We start from the raw sequence: 17,862 nt of genomic DNA, 5'->3' as shown, positions 1-17,862 counted from the left end.
ACGCACGCGCCATGATCTCGAAATTTTTCATCGAGCGCCCGGTCCTCTCCAACGTCATCGCGATCCTGATGATCCTGATCGGCGGCGTGGCGCTGTACAATCTCGCGGTCGCGCAATATCCCGACGTGGTGCCGCCGACGGTGCAGGTGACGACGCGCTATCCCGGCGCCTCGGCCAAGACGGTGGTCGACACCGTGGCGCTGCCGATCGAGCAGCAGGTCAACGGCGTTGAGGACATGCTGTACATGCAGTCCTACAGCGGCGCCGACGGCACCTATACGCTGACGGTGACCTTCAAGATCGGCACCGACCTCAATTTCGCGCAGGTGCTGGTGCAGAACCGTGTCTCCAGCGCGTTGTCGCAGCTGCCGACCTCGGTGCAGAACCAGGGCGTCACGGTCCAGAAGCGGTCGACCTCGATCCTGCTGTTCGTGACGCTGACCTCGCCGAACAAAACCTATGACAGCCTGTTCCTGTCGAACTACGCCACCATCAACATCCGGGACGAGCTGTCGCGCCTTCCGGGTGTCGGCAACGTCACGGTGTTCGGCGCCGGGCAATATTCGATGCGGGTCTGGCTCGATCCGAACAAGCTGCACGTGCGCGGGCTGGTGCCGCAGGACGTCATCCAGGCGATCCAGCAGCAGAGCCAGCAGGTCACCGCCGGCCAGGTCGGCGCGCCGCCGACGCCGGCGGGCCAGGCGTTCCAGTACACGCTGAACGTCAACGGCCGGCTCGACGACAAGAGCCAGTTCGAGGACATCATCGTCAAGACAGGCAATGTCGGCGACGTCACCCGGGTCCGCGACGTCGGTTGGGTCGAGCTCGGCGCGCAGACCTACAGCCAGATCTTCTCGCTGAACCAGAAGCCCGCGACCGGCATCGGCGTGTTCCAGTCGCCGGGCGCCAATGCCTTGCAGGTCGAGAAGGCCGTCGAGAAGAAGATGGCGGAGCTCGCCAGGCAGTTCCCGCAGGACATCAAATACGACACGCCGTTCGACACCACCAAATTCGTCAACGCCTCGATCGAGGAGGTCTACAAGACCCTGTTCGAGGCCGGCCTGCTGGTGCTGGTCGTGATCCTGGTCTTCCTGCAGGACTGGCGGGCGATGCTGGTGCCGGCAACCACCGTGCCGGTCACGATCATCGGCGCGTTCGCGGCCATGGCGGCGCTCGGCTTCACCATCAACCTGTCGACGCTGTTTGCGATCGTGCTGGCGATCGGCATCGTGGTCGACGACGCCATCGTCGTGGTCGAGGGCGCGGCGCACAATATCGAGCGCGGCATGTCGGGCCACGACGCCGCGATCAAGGCGATGGACGAATTGTTCGCGCCGATCGTCGGCATCACGCTGGTCTTGATCTCGGTGTTCCTGCCGGCGGCGTTCCTGCCCGGGCTGACCGGGCGGATGTACGCGCAATTCGCGCTCGTGATCGCCGCCACCGCGCTGCTCAGCGCCGTCAACGCCGCGACGCTGAAGCCGACACAGTGCGCGCTATGGCTGCGTCCTCCCGCGCCGCCCGAGCAGCGCAATTTCTTCTATCGCGGCTTCAACGCGGTCTATGACCGGCTCGAGCGCGGTTACACACGGCTGGTCAGCGGCATCGCCGGGCATGCCAAGACCTCGGTCGCCGTTGCGCTTGTCATCATCGGGCTTGCCGGCTACGGCCTGTCGCGGGTGCCGACCGGATTCATTCCGATCGAGGACCAGGGCTATCTGCTCGCCGCGGTGCAATTGCCCGACGGCGCGGCCCTCGACCGCACCCAGCACGTGCTCGACGAGGTCACCAGGATCGCCGGCAAGACGCCCGGCGTCGACCAGGTGGTCTCGATCGCCGGCATCTCTGCGCTCGACAATTCCTCGAGCCTCGCCAATGCCGGCGTCGCCTATCTGATCCTGAAGGACTGGGGCGCGCGCGGGCCGGGCGAGGATCTGCGCTCGCTGGTCTACGGGCTCAACGACAAGCTCGCGGTGATCCCGGAGGCGCGCATCCTGGTGATCCCGCCGCCGCCGATCCAGGGCATCGGCAACGCCGCCGGCTTTGCCATGCAGGTCGAGCTGCGCGACGGCAATGCCGACTACGGCAAGCTGCAGGCGGTCACCGGGGCGATCGTGGCCAATGCACAGACCCAGAGCGCGCTGCAGCGGGTCCAGTCGTCGTTCCGCTCGATGGTGCCGCAGTTCGACGTCGACGTCGATCGCATCAAGACGCAGACCCTGCACGTCACCCCCGACCAGATCTTCGCGGCGCTGTCGTCCTATCTCGGCGCCAGCTACGTCAACCAGTTCACCAAGTTCGGCCGCACCTTCCAGGTCTATACCCAGGCCGAGGCACAGTACCGCCTGAGCCTGCGCGACATCGAGAACATGATGGTGCGCAACAGCAACGGCGACATGATCCCGCTCGGCACGGTCGCCAAGATCACGCCCTCGATCGGACCGTCGCTGATCAGCCTCTACAACCTCTATCCGTCCGCCTCCATCATCGGGCTGCCGGCGCAGGGTTACTCGTCCGGCCAGTCGATGGCGCTGATGGAGGAGATCGCGGCCAAGACGCTGCCGCCCGGGTCGGGCTTCGAGTGGACGGCGATGTCGTACCAGGAGAAGGAGGTCGGCAGTCAGATCTACTACGTGTTCGCGCTGGCGCTGCTGCTGGTCTATCTCGTGCTCGCCGGGCAATATGAGAGCTGGTACGCGCCGATCTCGGTGATCCTCGCCGTGCCGCTGTCGCTGCTCGGCCCGACGCTGGTGCTGCTGAGCCTGAATATCGAGAACAACCTCTACACCCAGATCGGCACCATCTTGCTGATCGCGCTGTCGGCCAAGAACGCGATCCTGATCGTCGAGGTCGCGCTGGAACGTCATCTGCGCGACGGACGGTCGGTGCTGGATGCGGCGATCGACGCGGCACGCGCGAGATTCCGGCCGATCCTGATGACGTCGTTCGCCTTCATCCTCGGCGTGCTGCCGCTGGTGATCGCGACCGGCGCCGGCGCAAACGCCCGCAAGTCGATCGGCATCACCGTGTTCTCCGGCATGATCGCCTCGACCTGCCTCGCCGTGCTGTTCGTGCCGGCGTTCTTCGTCGTGGTGCAGAGTTTTGAGAACTGGCGCAAGGCGAAGAAAGGCAAGACGGCGCCGCAAGCCGCTCCACAGGCGTCGGGTACGGCGCATTAGGGCTGCGCATTCAAACCTATCACCGTGCCCCTGAGAGGCCGTGAATGTATGACTCTCGATGACGCAACATACTCGATGTCGTCCCGGCCTAGTGCGCAATTGCGCACGGGAGCCGGGACCCATAGCCACCGAAGGTCATTGTTGCACGACGCTGGGGCCACAGCTTTCTAACGACTCAACCCTGTGGTTATGGGTCCCGGCTTTCGCCGGGACGACGAGGGGAGAGATTGCGCTGCATCCCCGTCACCCTGAGGAGGCCGCGAAGCGGCCGTCTCGAAGGGGCGACGGCCACCAGCCGGGCCGTGCATCCTTCGAGACGCGCTACGCGCTCCTCCAGCGACAAAGGCGAAGCCTTTGCGCGGGGATGACGGGTTCGGAGATGTTCCCCGCCTACACCTTCACCATGCGCTTGCCGCGATTTTCGCCGGCCAAGAGCCCGATCAGCGCCTGCGGCGTGTTCTCGAGGCCGTCGATCACGTCCTCCTGCACCTTGAGCTTGCCCGAGGCGACCCAGGACTGCAGGTCGGCGAGTGCGGCGTCGCGCTGGTCCATGTAGTCCATCACGATGAAGCCCTGCATGATCAGCCGCTTCACCACGATCAGGCCGGGCACGCCGCGCGGGCCGTGCGCGGAGGGGACGCCGTCATATTGCGAGATCGCGCCGCAGCAGGCGATGCGGCCGCGATTGTTCATCTGCGCCAGGCAGGCTTCCAGAATGTCGCCGCCGACATTGTCGAAATAGACGTCGATGCCCTTGGGCGCCGCCGCGCGCAGCGCTTTGTAGGTGGCGCCGTCCTTGTAGTCGACTGCGGCGTCGAAGCCGAGCTCGCTGGTCAGCCAATGGCACTTGTCCTTGCCGCCGGCGATGCCGACGACGCGGCAGCCTTTGATCCCAGCGATCTGGCCGACGATCGAGCCGACCGAGCCCGCGGCCGCCGACACCACCACGGTCTCGCCTTCCCTGGGCTTGCCGACATGGAGCAGGCCGAAATAGGCGGTCAGGCCGGCAACGCCGTAGACGCTGAGCAAATGCGTCATCGGCTCGAGCTTCGGCATCTTCGCCAGATGCTTGGCGGGCACGGCGGCATAATCCTGCCAGCCGGTGTCGCCGAACACGATGTCGCCGGGCTTCAGGGTAGAATCCTTCGACGAGATCACCTCGGCGATGCTGCCGCCGGCCATCACGGTGTTGGCTTCCACCGCAGCGCGGTAAGTGGCGCCGTGCATCCAGGCGCGGTTGGCGGCATCGAGCGAGATGTAGCGCGTCCGCACCAGCGCCTCGCCGTCCTTCGGCGTGGGGATCGTCCCCGTGGTCAGACGAAAATGCTCGGGGCCAAGCTTGCCGGTCGGCTTTTCGACAAGCAGGATCTGGCGATTGACGGTGTCGTTCATTGGCGGTGTCTCCCCCTTTGCCTTCGCTTTGCCTTCCCTTGGCGTTGGTCGTTTCGCATGCAAATTGACTGCGACGCGCGCAGCGCCGTGCACAGATTGTGCGCTGCATGAACGCTAGTCCGCGCGCTGGCATTCCACAACGGGAACGTTTCGGCAAAGTCCTGCTGGACGCGAAGCGTGTTGCGTAGCTGCGTAAATCTGCCACACTTGCCCTCCGCCGGGAACTGACGGGGGTAAGAGAATGTCCAGCAGGTTTACGCAGTATATCCTGATTGCGATGGTCCTTGGCATCGCGATGGGGACGATTGTCTTCAACTACTTTCCTGACAGCCGTGCCGAGATCGCAGCAGACGTCAACCTGATCGCGATGCTGTTCCTGCGTCTGATCAAGATGATCATCGCGCCGCTGGTTTTCGCGACCCTCGTCGGCGGCATCGCCCATATGGGAAGCGGCGCCAAGCTCGGCCGCATCTTTGCCAAGACCATGGGCTGGTTCGTCTCCGCCTCCTTCGTCTCGCTGCTGCTCGGCCTCGTGATGGTCAACCTGCTGCAGCCCGGCGCCAACTTCCCCGGCACGCTGCCCGACAAGGCGCAGTCGACCGGACTGCCGGTGTCGGCGTTCTCGATCGAAAAATTCCTCACCCATCTGATCCCGACCTCGATCGCGGACGCGATGGCGCAGAACGAGATTCTGCAGATCGTCGTGTTCGCGGTGTTCTTCGCGGTCGCGCTCGGTGCGATGCCTGAACGGGCCAAGCCGATCATGAGCCTGATCGACGACCTCGCGCACATCATGCTCAAGGTCACCGGCTATGTGATGCTGTTCGCGCCGCTCGCGGTGTGGGCCGCGATCATGGCGACCGTCTCGAAGAACGGCCTCGGCGTGCTTTGGAAGCTCATCGTCTTCATGGGCGGATTCTATCTCTCGCTCCTGATCCTGTGGGGCATCCTGGTCGTCGTCGGGTTCATCGTGATCGGGCCGCGCTACAGCCATCTTTTGCGGCTGATCCGCGAGCCGCTGATGATCGCGTTCTCGACCGCCTCGTCGGAGGCGGCCTATCCGAAGACGCTGGAGGGGCTGAACAGGTTCGGCGCCTCCTCGCGCATCTCGGCCTTCGTGCTGCCGCTCGGCTATTCCTTCAACCTCGACGGCACGATGATGTACTGCACCTTCGCGAGCATCTTCATCGCGCAGACCTACCATATCGAGATGTCGCTCGGCACGCAGCTCGCGATGCTGGCGACGCTGATGATCACCTCCAAGGGCGTCGCCGGCGTGCCGCGCGCGTCGCTGGTGGTGATCGCCTCGACGCTGGCGCAGTTCAACATCCCCGAGGCGGGCCTGCTGATGATCATGGGCATCGACACCTTCCTCGATATGGGCCGCAGCGCCACCAACGTGATCGGCAACTCGCTGGCGACCGCCGTGGTCGCGAAGTGGGAGGGTGAGTTGAAGCCCGAGCACGAGCTCGGGCCCGACGACGCGGTGCCGCAGGATGCGGTGCCCGGCGCCGTGATGGCCGGCCATTGACGGGAGGCATGCATGCACCGCGCCCGCTGGAGGCCGATACGGGCTGAGGCGCCTCTCCTGTCGACACGCCTGCTGTCAGCTTGTCTGCTGGCGGCAAGCCTGCTCGCCGCACCGGCGTCCGCACAGCCGGCGGGCGAGGGGCTCAGCCCCACGCTCGCCAACATCAAGGCCACGCACACGGTGCGGATCGGCTATCGCGAAAGCTCGCCGCCGTTCTCGTTCCTCGATCACTCCAACCGGCCGATCGGCTACAGCCTCGAGCTGTGCGATGCGATCGTCGAGGAGATCGGGACCGAGGTCGACGACGCCAATCTCAAGGTCGACTACGTCAAGGTCACCTCCGACGACCGCATTCCGGCGGTCGTCGACAAGAAGATCGACCTTGAATGCGGATCGACCACGGCGAATGCCGAGCGCGGCAAGCAGGTCGCATTCTCGCCGCTGATGTTCGTGGCCGGCACCAAGCTGATGGTGCCGAAGGCCTCCGGCGTCACCCAGGTCGCCGACCTGAAGGGCAAGACGGTGGTGGTGACCAAGGGCACCACCAACGAGCAGGCGATGCACAATGTCGACGGCAAGCAAAAGCTCGGCCTCAACATCGTCACCGCCCCCGACCACGAGCAGTCCTACCAGATGCTGGTGGACGGCAAGGCGGATGCGTTCGCGACCGACGACATCCTGCTCCACGGCCTGATCGCGCGGCACAAGTCGCAGGACAAATTCCGCGTCACCGGCGACTACCTGTCCTACGATCCCTACGGCATCATGTACCGCAAGGGCGAGCCGCAGATGAAGGACGTGGTCGAGCGCGCGTTCCGCAGGCTGGCCTCGAACCGCGACATCGTCCCGCTCTACAACAAATGGTTCGTCGCCCGGCTGCCGACCGGCGAGAAGCTCAACGTCGCGCTGTCACCGCAGCTCGAAGAGGCCTTCAAGGCGCTCGACGATTCGCCGGGCGGGTCGAACTAGCCGCGAATTTAGGCCTCTCCCCTTGCGGGAGAGGTCGGAAAGCCCGGTGCGCGCCGTTCACCGCCAATAGCGCCGCGACAAATCCAGGCACTGCCGGACCCAGTATCCGTTCACATGGATCAACTGGCATGTGCTCGGAGGCGGCTCCTTGATGATCGGGTAGCCGTGGATGTCGATATTCGTCGGCGCCGTGACGCCGCGCCAAAACACCGCGTTGGCGGCCGGAGGATTGAAGGCGGCGGCGAACGCCGCGAGTGCGACGAAGCTCAAAAGAAGTTTGCGCATAATCTGTTTCCGGATCAATCAATGCACGGAAGCGTACTCCCTTGCGCAGGATGAGCAAGGCGCTGAATCGATCAAAATGACGGTCAGAACTTCGGTGCCGGCTGTACCGCCGCCCCCGCGTCAGCCGCCGCGAACCGCCATGCATGCGAGGGCAACGATGCCGACCGCCGCCAGAACAACCATGACCTGGAAAACCGCGCGCCCAAGAATCGCTCCCATCAAAGCTCCGTCGATCCGGCGGGATCTTCCTTCGAGTGTCCACGCGCCGCGATCTCTGGAGCATCATCGGCAGGCAAGATTCGGCTGTTGCGGTCTGCGAACTCGTCGCTTCACCGGCTAATGTCGTTCGGCGACGATTCGATCGACCTGTTGCTTCAGCTCTGCTTCCATTTCGGAAATGACGTCGTGCGGCAGGCGAGCGCGGAGCGGATCGGTCGTCTCGTGCTGCATCCTGGGCCGCTTGGCGAGCGCGGGTCGTTTAAGCGCCTGATCCTCGATCAATCGTCGAGAGGACGCATAGCCTGTCGCGCCGGCCGTCACGTTAGTCCCGTGGGGTTCGCAAGGATCCTGATCCGACTGCACAACGTTCTTCATGAGCTCTGCCTCCTGGCACTATCTCGCAAGAATTCCCTTGCTCAGGCCCGAACCATTCGGCTCGTCCGGCTTGTCGCCCATCGATGACGCTGAAACCTGCAAAGTTGTTCCGCACGGAACCTGCAAAGGTCTGCCGGAACAGTCCCTCATGAAGCGGGAACCAGAACCATCAGCGTCCTCGATCATTAACTCTGGTTGATCGTTCGGAGGTCGCCATGGCTTACGCGAGACCAATTCGTCAAATAGCAATTGTGGTCGAAGACGACACGATCCAGCGCGACATGATTGCGCTGTTGTTGGAAGAAGGCCATTTCGACGTCATCCAGTGCGAAGACGCCGAGACGGCAGCGCTGGCCATCAAGATGCGTCATCCGTCGCTGGTGGTTACCGATATCAAGCTCATGGGCAAAATGGATGGCGTCGAGCTTGCACGCTTGGCCGTCGATTGCGACCCGGGCGTGCGCGTTATGGTCATCTCGGGCCGGCCCCCGGACAGCGCGCTGCCTGAGGGCGTCAAGTTTTTCGAGAAGCCGGTTTATCCACCCATGCTGCTGCGAGAGCTGGCGTCGTAGATCTCGCCGACGGGTGGCCCATGCAAGACGATCCCGAAATCGATTGGCACCGGGAGCAGATTGCGAAGAACCGGGAACTGATCGCGGAATTGCAATCCGGAAATACGGCGGGGGCTGACGTGTTTCCGGAGACGCAAGCCGAGATCGACCGTCTCATGGCACAGGTCGAGCAATCGGAATTGATCGTCGCCGCCTATGAAAAGGAGCACCCGCAAGACTGATCGGGCGCTCACAGTGCAGGATGGCGCCGGCGAGCCTGGGTCGTCGGGCAGGGAAACGCTACGCGAACACTTCGTCCAGCGCCGCCGAATACGCCGCCTCGACCAACGCCGGATGCCGGCGCCCCAGCGCTTCCATCTTCACCCCGGAGTTCACCTCGAGGATTTTCCACGCGCCATCCGTGCGCACGACGTCGATCGAGGCGAAGCGGATGCCGACGGCTTGCGCGGCCTTGATCGCGAGCGCGACGCAGGCCTCGCGCATTGCGTCATCGGCGAGCAGCACGGGCTCCGCGCCGGCATCGAGGTTGTGCCGCCAGTTCAGCAGAAGCCGTTCGCCGGCGGGCGGAACGGCGTCGAGCGCGGCGGCATCGAAATCCTCGGTGATGGTCTTGAGTTGCTCGGCCGTCGCGCTCGCCTGCGCCAGCGCGCGCAGCGACTGGATGCCGTCGCCAGTCACCGACGGGCGCGCCTTGCCGTAGACGATCAGCGCGCGCGCATCGAGCAGCACGACGCGCACCTCGTCCACGATCTCGACATAGGGCGAGATGGCGAGACTTGGATGTGCGGCAAGGACGCGCGCGACCGCGGTCTCCAATTGCGCCCGCGTCGTCACGCGGAACACGAGCTCGCCGGAGGTCCCCTCATTGGGTTTGATGACGAGCCCCTGCGGATGCTGCTCGAGCAGACGCTGCATCGCGTCCAGCGAGTCCGATCCCGGGATGTGCTTGCTGAGCTTCGCGCCCAAAAACAGCGTATGCGGAATGACGGGGACGCCGGCCGATGCCAGCACGTCCGCGCAGGCCGATTTGTCGTTGGCGACCTGATGCGCGACCGCGCTGTTCAGCCCGACGTCGTAGCCGATCGCGAGCCGCCGCGCGTTGCCCTTGGTCATGGTGACCAGCCAGCCGCCGGACCGCACCTCGACGGCAATCGCGTGCGCCAAACAATACTTTTTGATGGTTTCCAGGAAGATTCGCTGGCTGATCAGGACCACGAGATCATTTTCCATTCACCGCGGTTTTTGTAGCAATTAATTGCCAGATCGATGCCGATCTCAGCAAGTAAATTACGTACAGCGCCACGTGTTAACGATGACGTCGTTGAACCTCTGCGCGAAATCGAACGACTGCCATTCTGAGATCGCAATTGCACGCCAGTTGATCTTGACTATCTCCTGCATTGGCGCAATGGACACGCGAGATCTTCAGTGATTTCGGCCACTTCCGCGCCGTCGCGAGCCGTCTAGAAATCAAACCATTCTAATTCTGGTCAGTCGAGAAAACGAAAACCCATGAGCGCGTTCTATCGAGAGAAAGTTCTTTCCGTTCAGCACTGGACCGATACGCTTTTCAGCTTCCGGGCGACCCGCGATTCCGGTTTCCGCTTCCAGAACGGGCAGTTTGCCATGATCGGCCTTGAGGTCGACGGCAGGCCGCTGCTGCGCGCCTATTCGATGGCGAGCGCCAATCACGAGGAAGAGCTCGAGTTCTTCTCGATCAAGGTGCAGGACGGCCCGCTCACCTCCAAGCTGCAGAAGATCCGCGAGGGCGACACCATTCTGGTCGGCCGCAAGGCGACCGGCACGCTGATCACCGACAACCTGATTCCCGGCAAGCGGCTGATGCTGCTGTCGACCGGCACCGGCCTCGCCCCGTTCGCCAGCCTGATCAAGGACCCCGAGGTCTATGATCGCTACGATCAGATCCTGCTGGTGCATGGCTGCCGTCAGGTCTCGGAGCTCGCCTATGGCGAGGAGCTGGTCGCCAAGCTGCGCGACGACGAGCTGTTCGGGCCGCTGCTGTCCGAGAAGCTCTCGTACTACCCGACCGTGACGCGCGAGCCGTTCCGCAACCGCGGCCGCATCACCGATCTGATCACCTCCAACCAGCTGTTCAGCGACCTGCATCAGGGCCCGCTCGACATCGAGACCGATCGCATCATGATGTGCGGCAGCCCGGCGATGCTGGAAGAGCTGAAGCAGCTGTTCGAGACGCGCGGCTTCAAGGAAGGCAGCGGCAACACTCCCGGTCACTTCGTGATCGAGAAGGCGTTCGTCGAGCGCTAACCGGTGTCGTCCCGGGCAAGCGAAGCGCGACCCGGGACCCATAACCACCGTTGCTGATTGGACGAAGGCTGAGGCCCCACCGGGCTTCAGCCTTTGCATTTGTGGTTATGGGCCCCGGCCCCGTGCGCAATTGCTCACTAGACTAGGCCAGGACGACGATGGTGTTTGTAGTGCGCACCATTGCCACGCTGCTATAACGCCCCCAACGCTGCGCGGCCTTTGCGCGAACGCGGCGATTTGGGAGCAGAACCTTGTCCATCACCGATCCGGATGCACCGAAAACCGCCTTTGTGTTTGCCGGCGGCGGCAGCTTTGGCGCGATCCAGGTCGGTATGCTGCAGGCGCTGGCCGCGCATGGCGTGGTTGCCGACATGGTGGTCGGCTCCAGCGTCGGCGCACTGAACGGAGCGTTCTACGCCGGCGACCCGACGGTCTCGGGCGTCGCGCGGTTGGCCGAGATCTGGCGCGGCCTCAGCCGTCAGGACGTGTTTCCGGTGACCTGGCGGACGCTGGTGAGCTTCCTGTGGCGGCGTGACTTCCTGATCCCGCATGACGGCGTCCGCAAGCTGATCGACGATAACATCCCGTTCCGCAATCTCGAGGACGCGCGGATCCCGATCCACATCGTCACCACAGACATCATCAGCGGCGACAGCGTGGTGCTGTCGGAAGGTTCGACAGCGGAGGCGATCGTCGCGTCGACCGCGATCCCGGGCGCGTTCACGCCGGTGCACTACCGCGATCGTTTCCTGGCCGATGGCGCGATCTCCAGCAACACGCCGGTCCGCGTTGCGGTCAGGCACGGTGCCAAACGCCTGATCGTGCTGCCGACCGGGCATGCCTGCGCCAACCAGGCGCCGCCGGTCGGCGCGCTCGCCAATGCCCTGCACGCGCTGACGCTCCTGATCGCGCGGCAGCTCGTCAACGAGCTCGAGAACATCGGGCCCGATGTCGAGTACTTCGTGGTGCCGCCGCTCTGCCCGCTGGTCGGCTCGCCCTACGATTTCTCCCGGACCTCGGATCATATCACGCGGGCGCTCGACACCACCAACGCCTGGCTCGACGGCGACGGTCTGAAGCCGGGCCACATCCCGCACGAATTGCAGCCGCACGACCATTAGGCGAACGGTGCTCTCTCCTCATCTCCTCTGCAAGCGCACTCACATGCGCGGGTGATGACACCGCGTGGTGCGACGCCTCGAATCGAGAACCATCCCCATCGTCGTCCCTGCGAAAGCAGCGACCCATACGCCGCGGCGGACCTTGTTGAAGGGACTCGTCGTTGCAGCGTGGCCCAACAATTGGCATTTGTGGTTATGGGTCCCTGCTCCCGTGCGCAAGTGCGCACTAGGCAGGGACGACGGGTTGGAGGAGCCGCAGACTCACATCACGATTTCGGAATGGTGGAATTGTGCCGGTGAGTTGCCCGACGTGTCAAGTCGCTGTGTCGAGCGCCGGCCGCAGCCGGCTCCTTTGCATGGGGTTGTTTTCGATATTTTGGTAGTGCGCCCGCGACGGCAGGTTATCGAATCCGATCCGCTGCGCTCCGTTGCAGTGCAAAAGGCGATACCGTTTCAATTTGACCGGTATCCGCACCCGCCCATTCGGGCGGTTGTCACATCTGTGACTGCTCGGCCGTATAACCGTAGTGCACTTGTTCCGCGAGTTGGATTAGGCTCGTGGCCGACAGGTCATTTGGGCAGACCGGAGGAATTTCATGGATACAGTGCTGCTTCCGTTCTCGCCGCGCTTCATCGTGCTGACCATCTGCGCCGTCGTCACCGCGCTCCTGCTGCTGGTTGGAATTTTCGATCACAAGGTCTTCAGGATCGTCCTGATCCCGCTGGTCATCTTCGGCGCGTTGACATTGCTCGGCATTCGCGACCTCACCCAGAAGAACCACGCGGTGCTGCGCAACTACCCGATCTCGGCGCATGTCCGCTTCCTGCTCGAGGAAATCCGCCCGGAGATGCGGCAATATTTCTTCGAGAGCGAGAAGGACGGCATGCCGTTCTCCCGCGACACCCGCGCGGTGGTTTACCAGCGCGCCAAGATGGTGCTCGACAAGCGGCCGTTCGGCACCCAGGAGGACGTCTATCGCGAGGGCTATGAGTGGATGCACCACTCGGTGGCGCCGAAGCCGAGGGCCGACCAGAAATTCCGCATCACCATCGGCGGCCCCGACTGCACCAAGCCGTATTCGGCCTCGGTCTTCAATATCTCGGCGATGAGCTTTGGCGCGCTCAGCCCGAACGCGGTGCGGGCGCTCAATGCCGGCGCCAAGAAGGGCGGCTTCGCCCACGACACCGGCGAGGGCGGCGTCAGCCCCTATCACCGCGAGATGGGCGGCGACATCATCTGGGAGATCGGCTCCGGCTATTTCGGCTGCCGCAACCGCGACGGCACCTTCAATCCGGATCTCTTCGCAAGCGTCGCGGGTGACGACCAGATCAAGATGGTCGAGCTCAAGATCAGCCAGGGTGCCAAGCCCGGCCATGGCGGCGTGCTGCCGGCGGCGAAGGTTTCCGAGGAGATTTCCAAGATCCGGGGCGTACCGATGGGCGAGGACTGCATCTCGCCGGCCTATCACAAGGCGTTCTCGACGCCGCTGCAGATGATGGAATTCGTCGCCCGGATGCGCCAGCTGTCCGGCGGCAAGCCGGCCGGCTTCAAGATGTGCATCGGCCATCCCTGGGAATTCCTGGCGATCTGCAAGGCGATGCACGAGAGCGGGCTCTATCCCGACTTCATCGTGGTCGACGGCAATGAAGGCGGCACCGGCGCCGCGCCGCTCGAGTTCATGGACCATCTCGGCATGCCAATGCGCGAGGGCGTCAATTTCGTCCACAACGCGCTGGTCGGCATCGGCGCGCGCGATCGCATCAAGATCGGTGCCTCCGGCAAGATCGCGACCGCCTTCGACATGGCGCGCGCGATGGCGATCGGGGCCGACTGGTGCAATTCGGCGCGCGGCTTCATGTTCGCGCTCGGCTGCATTCAGTCCCTGAGCTGCCACACCGATCGCTGTCCGACCGGCGTCACCTCGCAGGACCCGATCCGCAACCGCGCGCTCTATGTGCCCGACAAGATCGACCGTGTGTACAACTACCACCACTCGACCCTGCATGCGCTGACCGAGCTACTCGCCGCCGCCGGCCTCGAGCACACCAAGGAGCTGCGCCCGATCCACTTCTCGCAGCGGAGTTCGACCACCGAGGTCTCTTCCTTCGCCGAGCTCTATCCGACGCTGCGCCCCGGCGAACTGCTCGAAGGCACCCAGGACCGCCGCTTCCGCGACGCCTGGGCGATGGCGCGCGCGGATTCGTTCCAGCCGGCGGGGTAGGGGGCTACGCTCATTACGTACCGGCGGACGCGCCGAACCATTTGGTCAGCGCCTCGGTTAGCCCCGCGCGCGTTCCCTCTCCAACCCACGCCACATAGCCATCGGGCCGCACCAGCACCGCGATCGGGGCCGAAACCGTGCCGTGCGCGGGAAGCTCCCATGCGCCGCGATACTCGGCATCGACCAGCTGAACCCGGTCGGTCCATCCCGCGATGGCGATGCCGCCGGGCTCGCCGAAATTCAGCAGCACCGGCCGCGCCCGCTGCAGCAGCGCGAAGACCTGCACCGGGCCGTTGGCGGTGACCAGATCGAGATCGGGCATGCGGCGTCCGAGCAGCGGATGGCCGTCGCCAAGATCGTAGTGAAGATCGAGGCCGGACATCATCGCGGCAAAGCATTTGCGCGGCACGTCCATGCGCAGAAGGTCGGAGACGATCTCGTTCAACGCCTTGGTGCGCGGATCGGTGCGGTTGAGCGCGACATGCGCCATGGTGTTGCGCAGCACGCGGGCCGCCACCGGATGCCGTTCGGCTTCGTAGGTGTCGAGCAGGCTGTCCGACGCGATCTGCTTGACCACCTGGGCCAGCTTCCAGCCCAGGTTCACCGCGTCCTGCACGCCGATATTGAGGCCCTGGCCGCCCATCGGTGGATGCACATGGGCGGCATCGCCGGCCAGCAGCACGCGCTGTTTGCGGTAGGTCACGGCCTGCCGGGTCATGTCTGTGAAGCGCGAGATCCAGCCCGGACTGTGGATGCCGAAATCGGTGCCGTACGCGGCGACCAGCGCCTCGCTGACGTCGCGCAGGGTCGGCTCCCGGTCGGTGCCGAGTTGCCGCTCGGCCAGCACCAGCCGCACCCGCCCGCCAGCGTCCGCCTTGCCGATCGCCGAGGTGCCGGTGTCGTGCTGGCGAAAGCCCCATTCCGGCTCGCCCGCCATCTCGGCCTCGGCAATCAGCCAGCTCGTGGTCGGATCCCACCCGGCGAATTCGATGCCGGCCGCTTTGCGGACGAGGCTCCGGCCGCCGTCGCAGCCGACGAGATACTGTGCCCGGAGCAATTGGCCATCCGACAGTTCGACGTCGACGCCGGCGTCGTCCTGCGTGAAGCCGGTCACGTCGCGCGCGCGAATAATCGGCACCGCCAGTTCGCCAACCCATTCGCCGAGCAGGCGCTCGATATGGTTCTGCCGGAGCCCCAGCGTGAAATTGCGCCGGGTCGGAAAGTCGGTGATCTCAAGCGGAACCAGGTGCGAATGGAACAGCACCGCCGGATGGCGCGTTCCCAGCGCGACGAATCGGTCGCCGATGCCGCGCTGATCGAGCACCTCGATGGTGCGCGCGTGCAGGCCGCCGGCCCGAGCGCCGATCAGGTCCTCCCCCGCGCGCCGCTCGACAATCGCAACATCTATTCCCGCCAGCGCCAACTCGCCCGCCAGCATCAGCCCGGTCGGACCTCCGCCGGCAATCACGACAGCATGTTTCCGCATCCCGCACTCCTCCGTTCGATTGGGCGCGCGTTCTACGGGATGACCCCGGGCTTGCGGCAAGCCCGGGGGGTCTACATATATCTGAGTGGGGAGAGGGCGTTCGCTGCCCGAACCAACCAACTCCGAGACATCGTTGAGAAGAACGGCGCGGCAATTTGCTGTCGTCCCGGCGCAGGCCGGGACCCAGAGATGGCGCGTTCAGAACTCGCCGTGGATGCGGCCGGAGAAGATGTGCACCGGGCCGCGGTCGGCGTTGTAGGCGGGGTTGGTGATGAACTGATAGTCCGCGGTCAGCGTCAGGTTCTTGTTCACCTGATAGGCGTAGTAGGTCTCGAAGATCCGCTCCGGGCTGTAGTTCAGCGCGCCGTCGCCGATCAGCAGGCCGAGGCCGCCGGCGGCAAGGTAGTCGCGATGCGCTGATGACAGCCCGTTGATCGCGCCGCCGATGCCGATCGTGTCGTTCGCCCGTCCCCACCTGCTGCCCTTGATCGACAGGCCGCCCGACACGCTGCGATCGACATCGGTGAACGACAGGATCTCGGTCCGGCCGTCGTTCCAGCTGAGGCGGCCGAACAGGCCGACATCCTTTGCGATCTGCTGCTCGCCGTTCAGATAGAAGCCGTATTTCAGATTGTCCTTGCGGATGCCGGCCATCACGTCGTTGATGTCGAGCCCCGGATTGGCGTCCTCGATCGCGAGCGCCTGGGCGTAATTGCCGGTGTTGCCGCGGTTGCCGAACACGCCGACGCGCAGCTTGCCGGGCTGGTCGAAGATCGAATAGCGGCCCTCGAATTCCACCACGGCGCCGCCGGTGTTGAACACCAGAACGTCGCTGTTCGGCGCGTTCGGCACCTGGAACACGCCGGCGCGCACCGCCCAATCCTTGCGGTTGAGCTCGACCACGGCGCCGCGGGTGTAGCCGGGCAAGTCGGCCGGGAAGTCGTAGGCGGCGGACGCCCACATCGCCCAGTTCATGAAATCGGCGCGCGGGTCCTTGGCGTAGGAATTGCCGTCAAAGAAATCGCCGACCGCAAAGCGCCCGACCACGAGCGTGAGGCGATCGATGTCACGCTTGCCGGCGATCTGGTTCGGGCCGTCGGCGACGTCTTCCTGCTCGCCGCCGAAGCCGAAGGTCTGCTTGAAGTAGTAGCGCTGCGGCCGGATTTTCGGGAACGGCGCGCCGGCCTTCTGGGCTTCGCCGTTCGAGAAGCCGGCAAGGCCGAGCGTGCCGTTGAGGCCAAAGCCCTGCGCGGTTTCCGGGTTGAAGTAGAACTCGCCGCCTTCCCAGAGCCGCACGCCGAGAAACGCCGTCGTGGTCCAGGTCTGCTGCAACTGCCCCGCGCCGGGAAGGCTGTTGGTGCCGGCATAGGGCGAGCGGAAGGACGGATAGGTCTGCGGCAGCAACGTCGTCTGGCCGTGCACGCTCCAGTCGCTCGATTCGGGCAGTGCGGTGCGCGTCGGCGTCGCCGACCATGGCGAGTCGCCGAGCTGATAGTTGAGGCCGAATTTCAGCAAATGGATGCGCGGGTCGATGCTGACGCCGGGCATGCCGAAATCATTGAGGCCGAGCGTGCGGCGCGACAGGTCGACATAGTCGTATTCGACCTTGGCGGTCCAATTGCCGCTCACCGCGAATTCGGCGCCGGCGCCGACGGTCCAGCCGGTCTGGTACTGGCCGGGCTCCGAGATCACCTCGCCCGCGGCGTCGTTGACCCGAACCTGGCTGTGGCCCCAGGCGAAGCCGCCGGTCACGTAAGGCATCCAGGTGCCGAAAGAGTAGCCGGCGCGGCCGCGCAGCGTGCCGACATAGTCGATCGACGAATTGAAGGGGCCGAGCACCCGCCGCGGCAGGTCGGTCGGGCCGGTGAAGGTCGCATCCGCCTCGATGCCGAGCACGAAGCGGTTGGCGAACTCCTTGTTGTATCCGACCTGGAAGCCGCCGATCCCGCCGGTGATGGTGGGCGGAAAGAACACGCCCTGTTCCAGGATCGGATTGGTGCTGGGGCCCAGAGTGCCGTCGCCATAACCGACATGGGCGCCGACATAGAATCCGGTCCAGCTGTAGACCGACCTGGCGGCGGGGGATTTGAGGGCCAGATCGGCCGCGGTCGCCGGTGCGCCGAAGGTTGCCGCACCGAGCGCTGCGCCGGCGGCGATCTGGACCCGGAAGAGGCGGACGCAGGTCATGACGCGGCTTTCCGCGAACGAGTGGCGGTTTCGCCCGG

14 protein-coding genes are annotated in these 17,862 nt (G+C 64.7%); 8 read left to right on the top strand and 6 right to left on the bottom strand.

Features of this window, described 5'->3' with window-relative positions:
• The first annotated feature begins 11 nt into the window (after window positions 1-11).
• Window positions 12-3,179 (top strand): efflux RND transporter permease subunit, encoded by a 3,168-nt coding sequence (locus tag J2R80_RS04035; protein WP_253638016.1) that lies wholly within the window; start codon window positions 12-14, stop codon window positions 3,177-3,179.
• Between the two features lie 390 nt (window positions 3,180-3,569).
• On the opposite strand, the gene J2R80_RS04030 is transcribed toward J2R80_RS04035, so the two are convergent.
• The gene (locus tag J2R80_RS04030; protein WP_253638015.1) at window positions 3,570-4,571 is read right to left on the bottom strand and encodes an NADP-dependent oxidoreductase; all 1,002 of its coding nucleotides are present in this window, start codon (window positions 4,569-4,571) and stop codon (window positions 3,570-3,572) included.
• Between the two features lie 241 nt (window positions 4,572-4,812).
• Here J2R80_RS04030 and J2R80_RS04025 point away from each other — a divergent pair, with 241 nt between their 5' ends.
• Together J2R80_RS04025 and J2R80_RS04020 are read left to right on the top strand one after the other, a co-directional pair.
• Window positions 4,813-6,102, top strand: coding sequence for a dicarboxylate/amino acid:cation symporter (locus tag J2R80_RS04025; protein WP_057020131.1), 1,290 nt, complete (start codon window positions 4,813-4,815; stop codon window positions 6,100-6,102).
• A gap of 12 nt (window positions 6,103-6,114) precedes the next feature.
• A complete protein-coding gene (locus J2R80_RS04020) occupies window positions 6,115-7,071 on the top strand; it encodes an amino acid ABC transporter substrate-binding protein (protein ID WP_253638014.1) in 957 nt (318 codons plus the stop codon).
• Between the two features lie 57 nt (window positions 7,072-7,128).
• Here the strand turns inward: J2R80_RS04020 and J2R80_RS04015 are convergent, their stop codons facing one another.
• Together J2R80_RS04015 and J2R80_RS04010 are read right to left on the bottom strand one after the other, a co-directional pair.
• Window positions 7,129-7,356 (bottom strand): hypothetical protein, encoded by a 228-nt coding sequence (locus J2R80_RS04015; protein WP_028337614.1) that lies wholly within the window; start codon window positions 7,354-7,356, stop codon window positions 7,129-7,131.
• Window positions 7,357-7,692: 336 nt separating this feature from the next.
• Entirely contained in the window at window positions 7,693-7,950 is a 258-nt protein-coding gene (locus tag J2R80_RS04010; RefSeq protein WP_253638013.1) for a hypothetical protein, read from the bottom strand.
• 215 nt (window positions 7,951-8,165) lie between these two features.
• On the opposite strand from J2R80_RS04010, the gene J2R80_RS04005 reads away from it, so the two are divergent.
• The gene (locus tag J2R80_RS04005) at window positions 8,166-8,522 is read left to right on the top strand and encodes a response regulator (protein WP_076832727.1); all 357 of its coding nucleotides are present in this window, start codon (window positions 8,166-8,168) and stop codon (window positions 8,520-8,522) included.
• Window positions 8,523-8,542: 20 nt separating this feature from the next.
• On the top strand, window positions 8,543-8,743 hold the full coding sequence (locus J2R80_RS04000) for a hypothetical protein (RefSeq protein ID WP_057020127.1): 201 nt from the start codon (window positions 8,543-8,545) through the stop codon (window positions 8,741-8,743).
• Between the two features lie 58 nt (window positions 8,744-8,801).
• Here the strand turns inward: J2R80_RS04000 and J2R80_RS03995 are convergent, their stop codons facing one another.
• Entirely contained in the window at window positions 8,802-9,752 is a 951-nt protein-coding gene (locus tag J2R80_RS03995; protein ID WP_253638012.1) for a RimK family alpha-L-glutamate ligase, read from the bottom strand.
• Window positions 9,753-10,034: 282 nt separating this feature from the next.
• Here J2R80_RS03995 and J2R80_RS03990 point away from each other — a divergent pair, with 282 nt between their 5' ends.
• The 3 genes from J2R80_RS03990 (at window position 10,035) to J2R80_RS03980 (ending at window position 14,151) form a co-directional block, all read left to right on the top strand.
• On the top strand, window positions 10,035-10,808 hold the full coding sequence (locus tag J2R80_RS03990) for a ferredoxin--NADP reductase (RefSeq protein WP_076832718.1): 774 nt from the start codon (window positions 10,035-10,037) through the stop codon (window positions 10,806-10,808).
• 251 nt (window positions 10,809-11,059) lie between these two features.
• Entirely contained in the window at window positions 11,060-11,929 is an 870-nt protein-coding gene (locus J2R80_RS03985; protein WP_253638011.1) for a patatin-like phospholipase family protein, read from the top strand.
• Window positions 11,930-12,525: 596 nt separating this feature from the next.
• Window positions 12,526-14,151, top strand: coding sequence for an FMN-binding glutamate synthase family protein (locus J2R80_RS03980; RefSeq protein WP_076832715.1), 1,626 nt, complete (start codon window positions 12,526-12,528; stop codon window positions 14,149-14,151).
• Between the two features lie 13 nt (window positions 14,152-14,164).
• Here J2R80_RS03980 and J2R80_RS03975 read toward each other — a convergent pair whose 3' ends face one another.
• Both J2R80_RS03975 and J2R80_RS03970 read right to left on the bottom strand, forming a co-directional pair.
• Complete coding sequence (locus J2R80_RS03975; RefSeq protein WP_253638010.1) at window positions 14,165-15,637, bottom strand: FAD-dependent monooxygenase; 1,473 nt, start codon at window positions 15,635-15,637, stop codon at window positions 14,165-14,167.
• A gap of 198 nt (window positions 15,638-15,835) precedes the next feature.
• Window positions 15,836-17,824 (bottom strand): carbohydrate porin, encoded by a 1,989-nt coding sequence (locus J2R80_RS03970; protein ID WP_253638009.1) that lies wholly within the window; start codon window positions 17,822-17,824, stop codon window positions 15,836-15,838.
• Between the last annotated feature and the right edge of the window lie 38 nt (window positions 17,825-17,862).

It is taken from the genome of Bradyrhizobium sp. USDA 4541, from assembly GCF_024171085.1.
GTDB classification, from domain to species: Bacteria; Pseudomonadota; Alphaproteobacteria; order Rhizobiales; family Xanthobacteraceae; genus Bradyrhizobium; species Bradyrhizobium australafricanum.
The sequence above is the reverse complement of the archived record's forward strand: the minus strand, read 5'-3'. Positions and strand labels throughout refer to the sequence as shown.

Coding starts and splice junctions, on each gene's coding strand:
- J2R80_RS04035 (WP_253638016.1), top strand. CDS start 12: ATGATCTCGAAATTTTTCATCGAGCGCCCGGTCCTCTCCAACGTCATC.
- J2R80_RS04030 (WP_253638015.1), bottom strand. CDS start 4,571: ATGAACGACACCGTCAATCGCCAGATCCTGCTTGTCGAAAAGCCGACC.
- J2R80_RS04025 (WP_057020131.1), top strand. CDS start 4,813: ATGTCCAGCAGGTTTACGCAGTATATCCTGATTGCGATGGTCCTTGGC.
- J2R80_RS04020 (WP_253638014.1), top strand. CDS start 6,115: ATGCACCGCGCCCGCTGGAGGCCGATACGGGCTGAGGCGCCTCTCCTG.
- J2R80_RS04015 (WP_028337614.1), bottom strand. CDS start 7,356: ATGCGCAAACTTCTTTTGAGCTTCGTCGCACTCGCGGCGTTCGCCGCC.
- J2R80_RS04010 (WP_253638013.1), bottom strand. CDS start 7,950: ATGAAGAACGTTGTGCAGTCGGATCAGGATCCTTGCGAACCCCACGGG.
- J2R80_RS04005 (WP_076832727.1), top strand. CDS start 8,166: ATGGCTTACGCGAGACCAATTCGTCAAATAGCAATTGTGGTCGAAGAC.
- J2R80_RS04000 (WP_057020127.1), top strand. CDS start 8,543: ATGCAAGACGATCCCGAAATCGATTGGCACCGGGAGCAGATTGCGAAG.
- J2R80_RS03995 (WP_253638012.1), bottom strand. CDS start 9,752: ATGGAAAATGATCTCGTGGTCCTGATCAGCCAGCGAATCTTCCTGGAA.
- J2R80_RS03990 (WP_076832718.1), top strand. CDS start 10,035: ATGAGCGCGTTCTATCGAGAGAAAGTTCTTTCCGTTCAGCACTGGACC.
- J2R80_RS03980 (WP_076832715.1), top strand. CDS start 12,526: ATGGATACAGTGCTGCTTCCGTTCTCGCCGCGCTTCATCGTGCTGACC.
- J2R80_RS03975 (WP_253638010.1), bottom strand. CDS start 15,637: ATGCGGAAACATGCTGTCGTGATTGCCGGCGGAGGTCCGACCGGGCTG.
- J2R80_RS03970 (WP_253638009.1), bottom strand. CDS start 17,824: ATGACCTGCGTCCGCCTCTTCCGGGTCCAGATCGCCGCCGGCGCAGCG.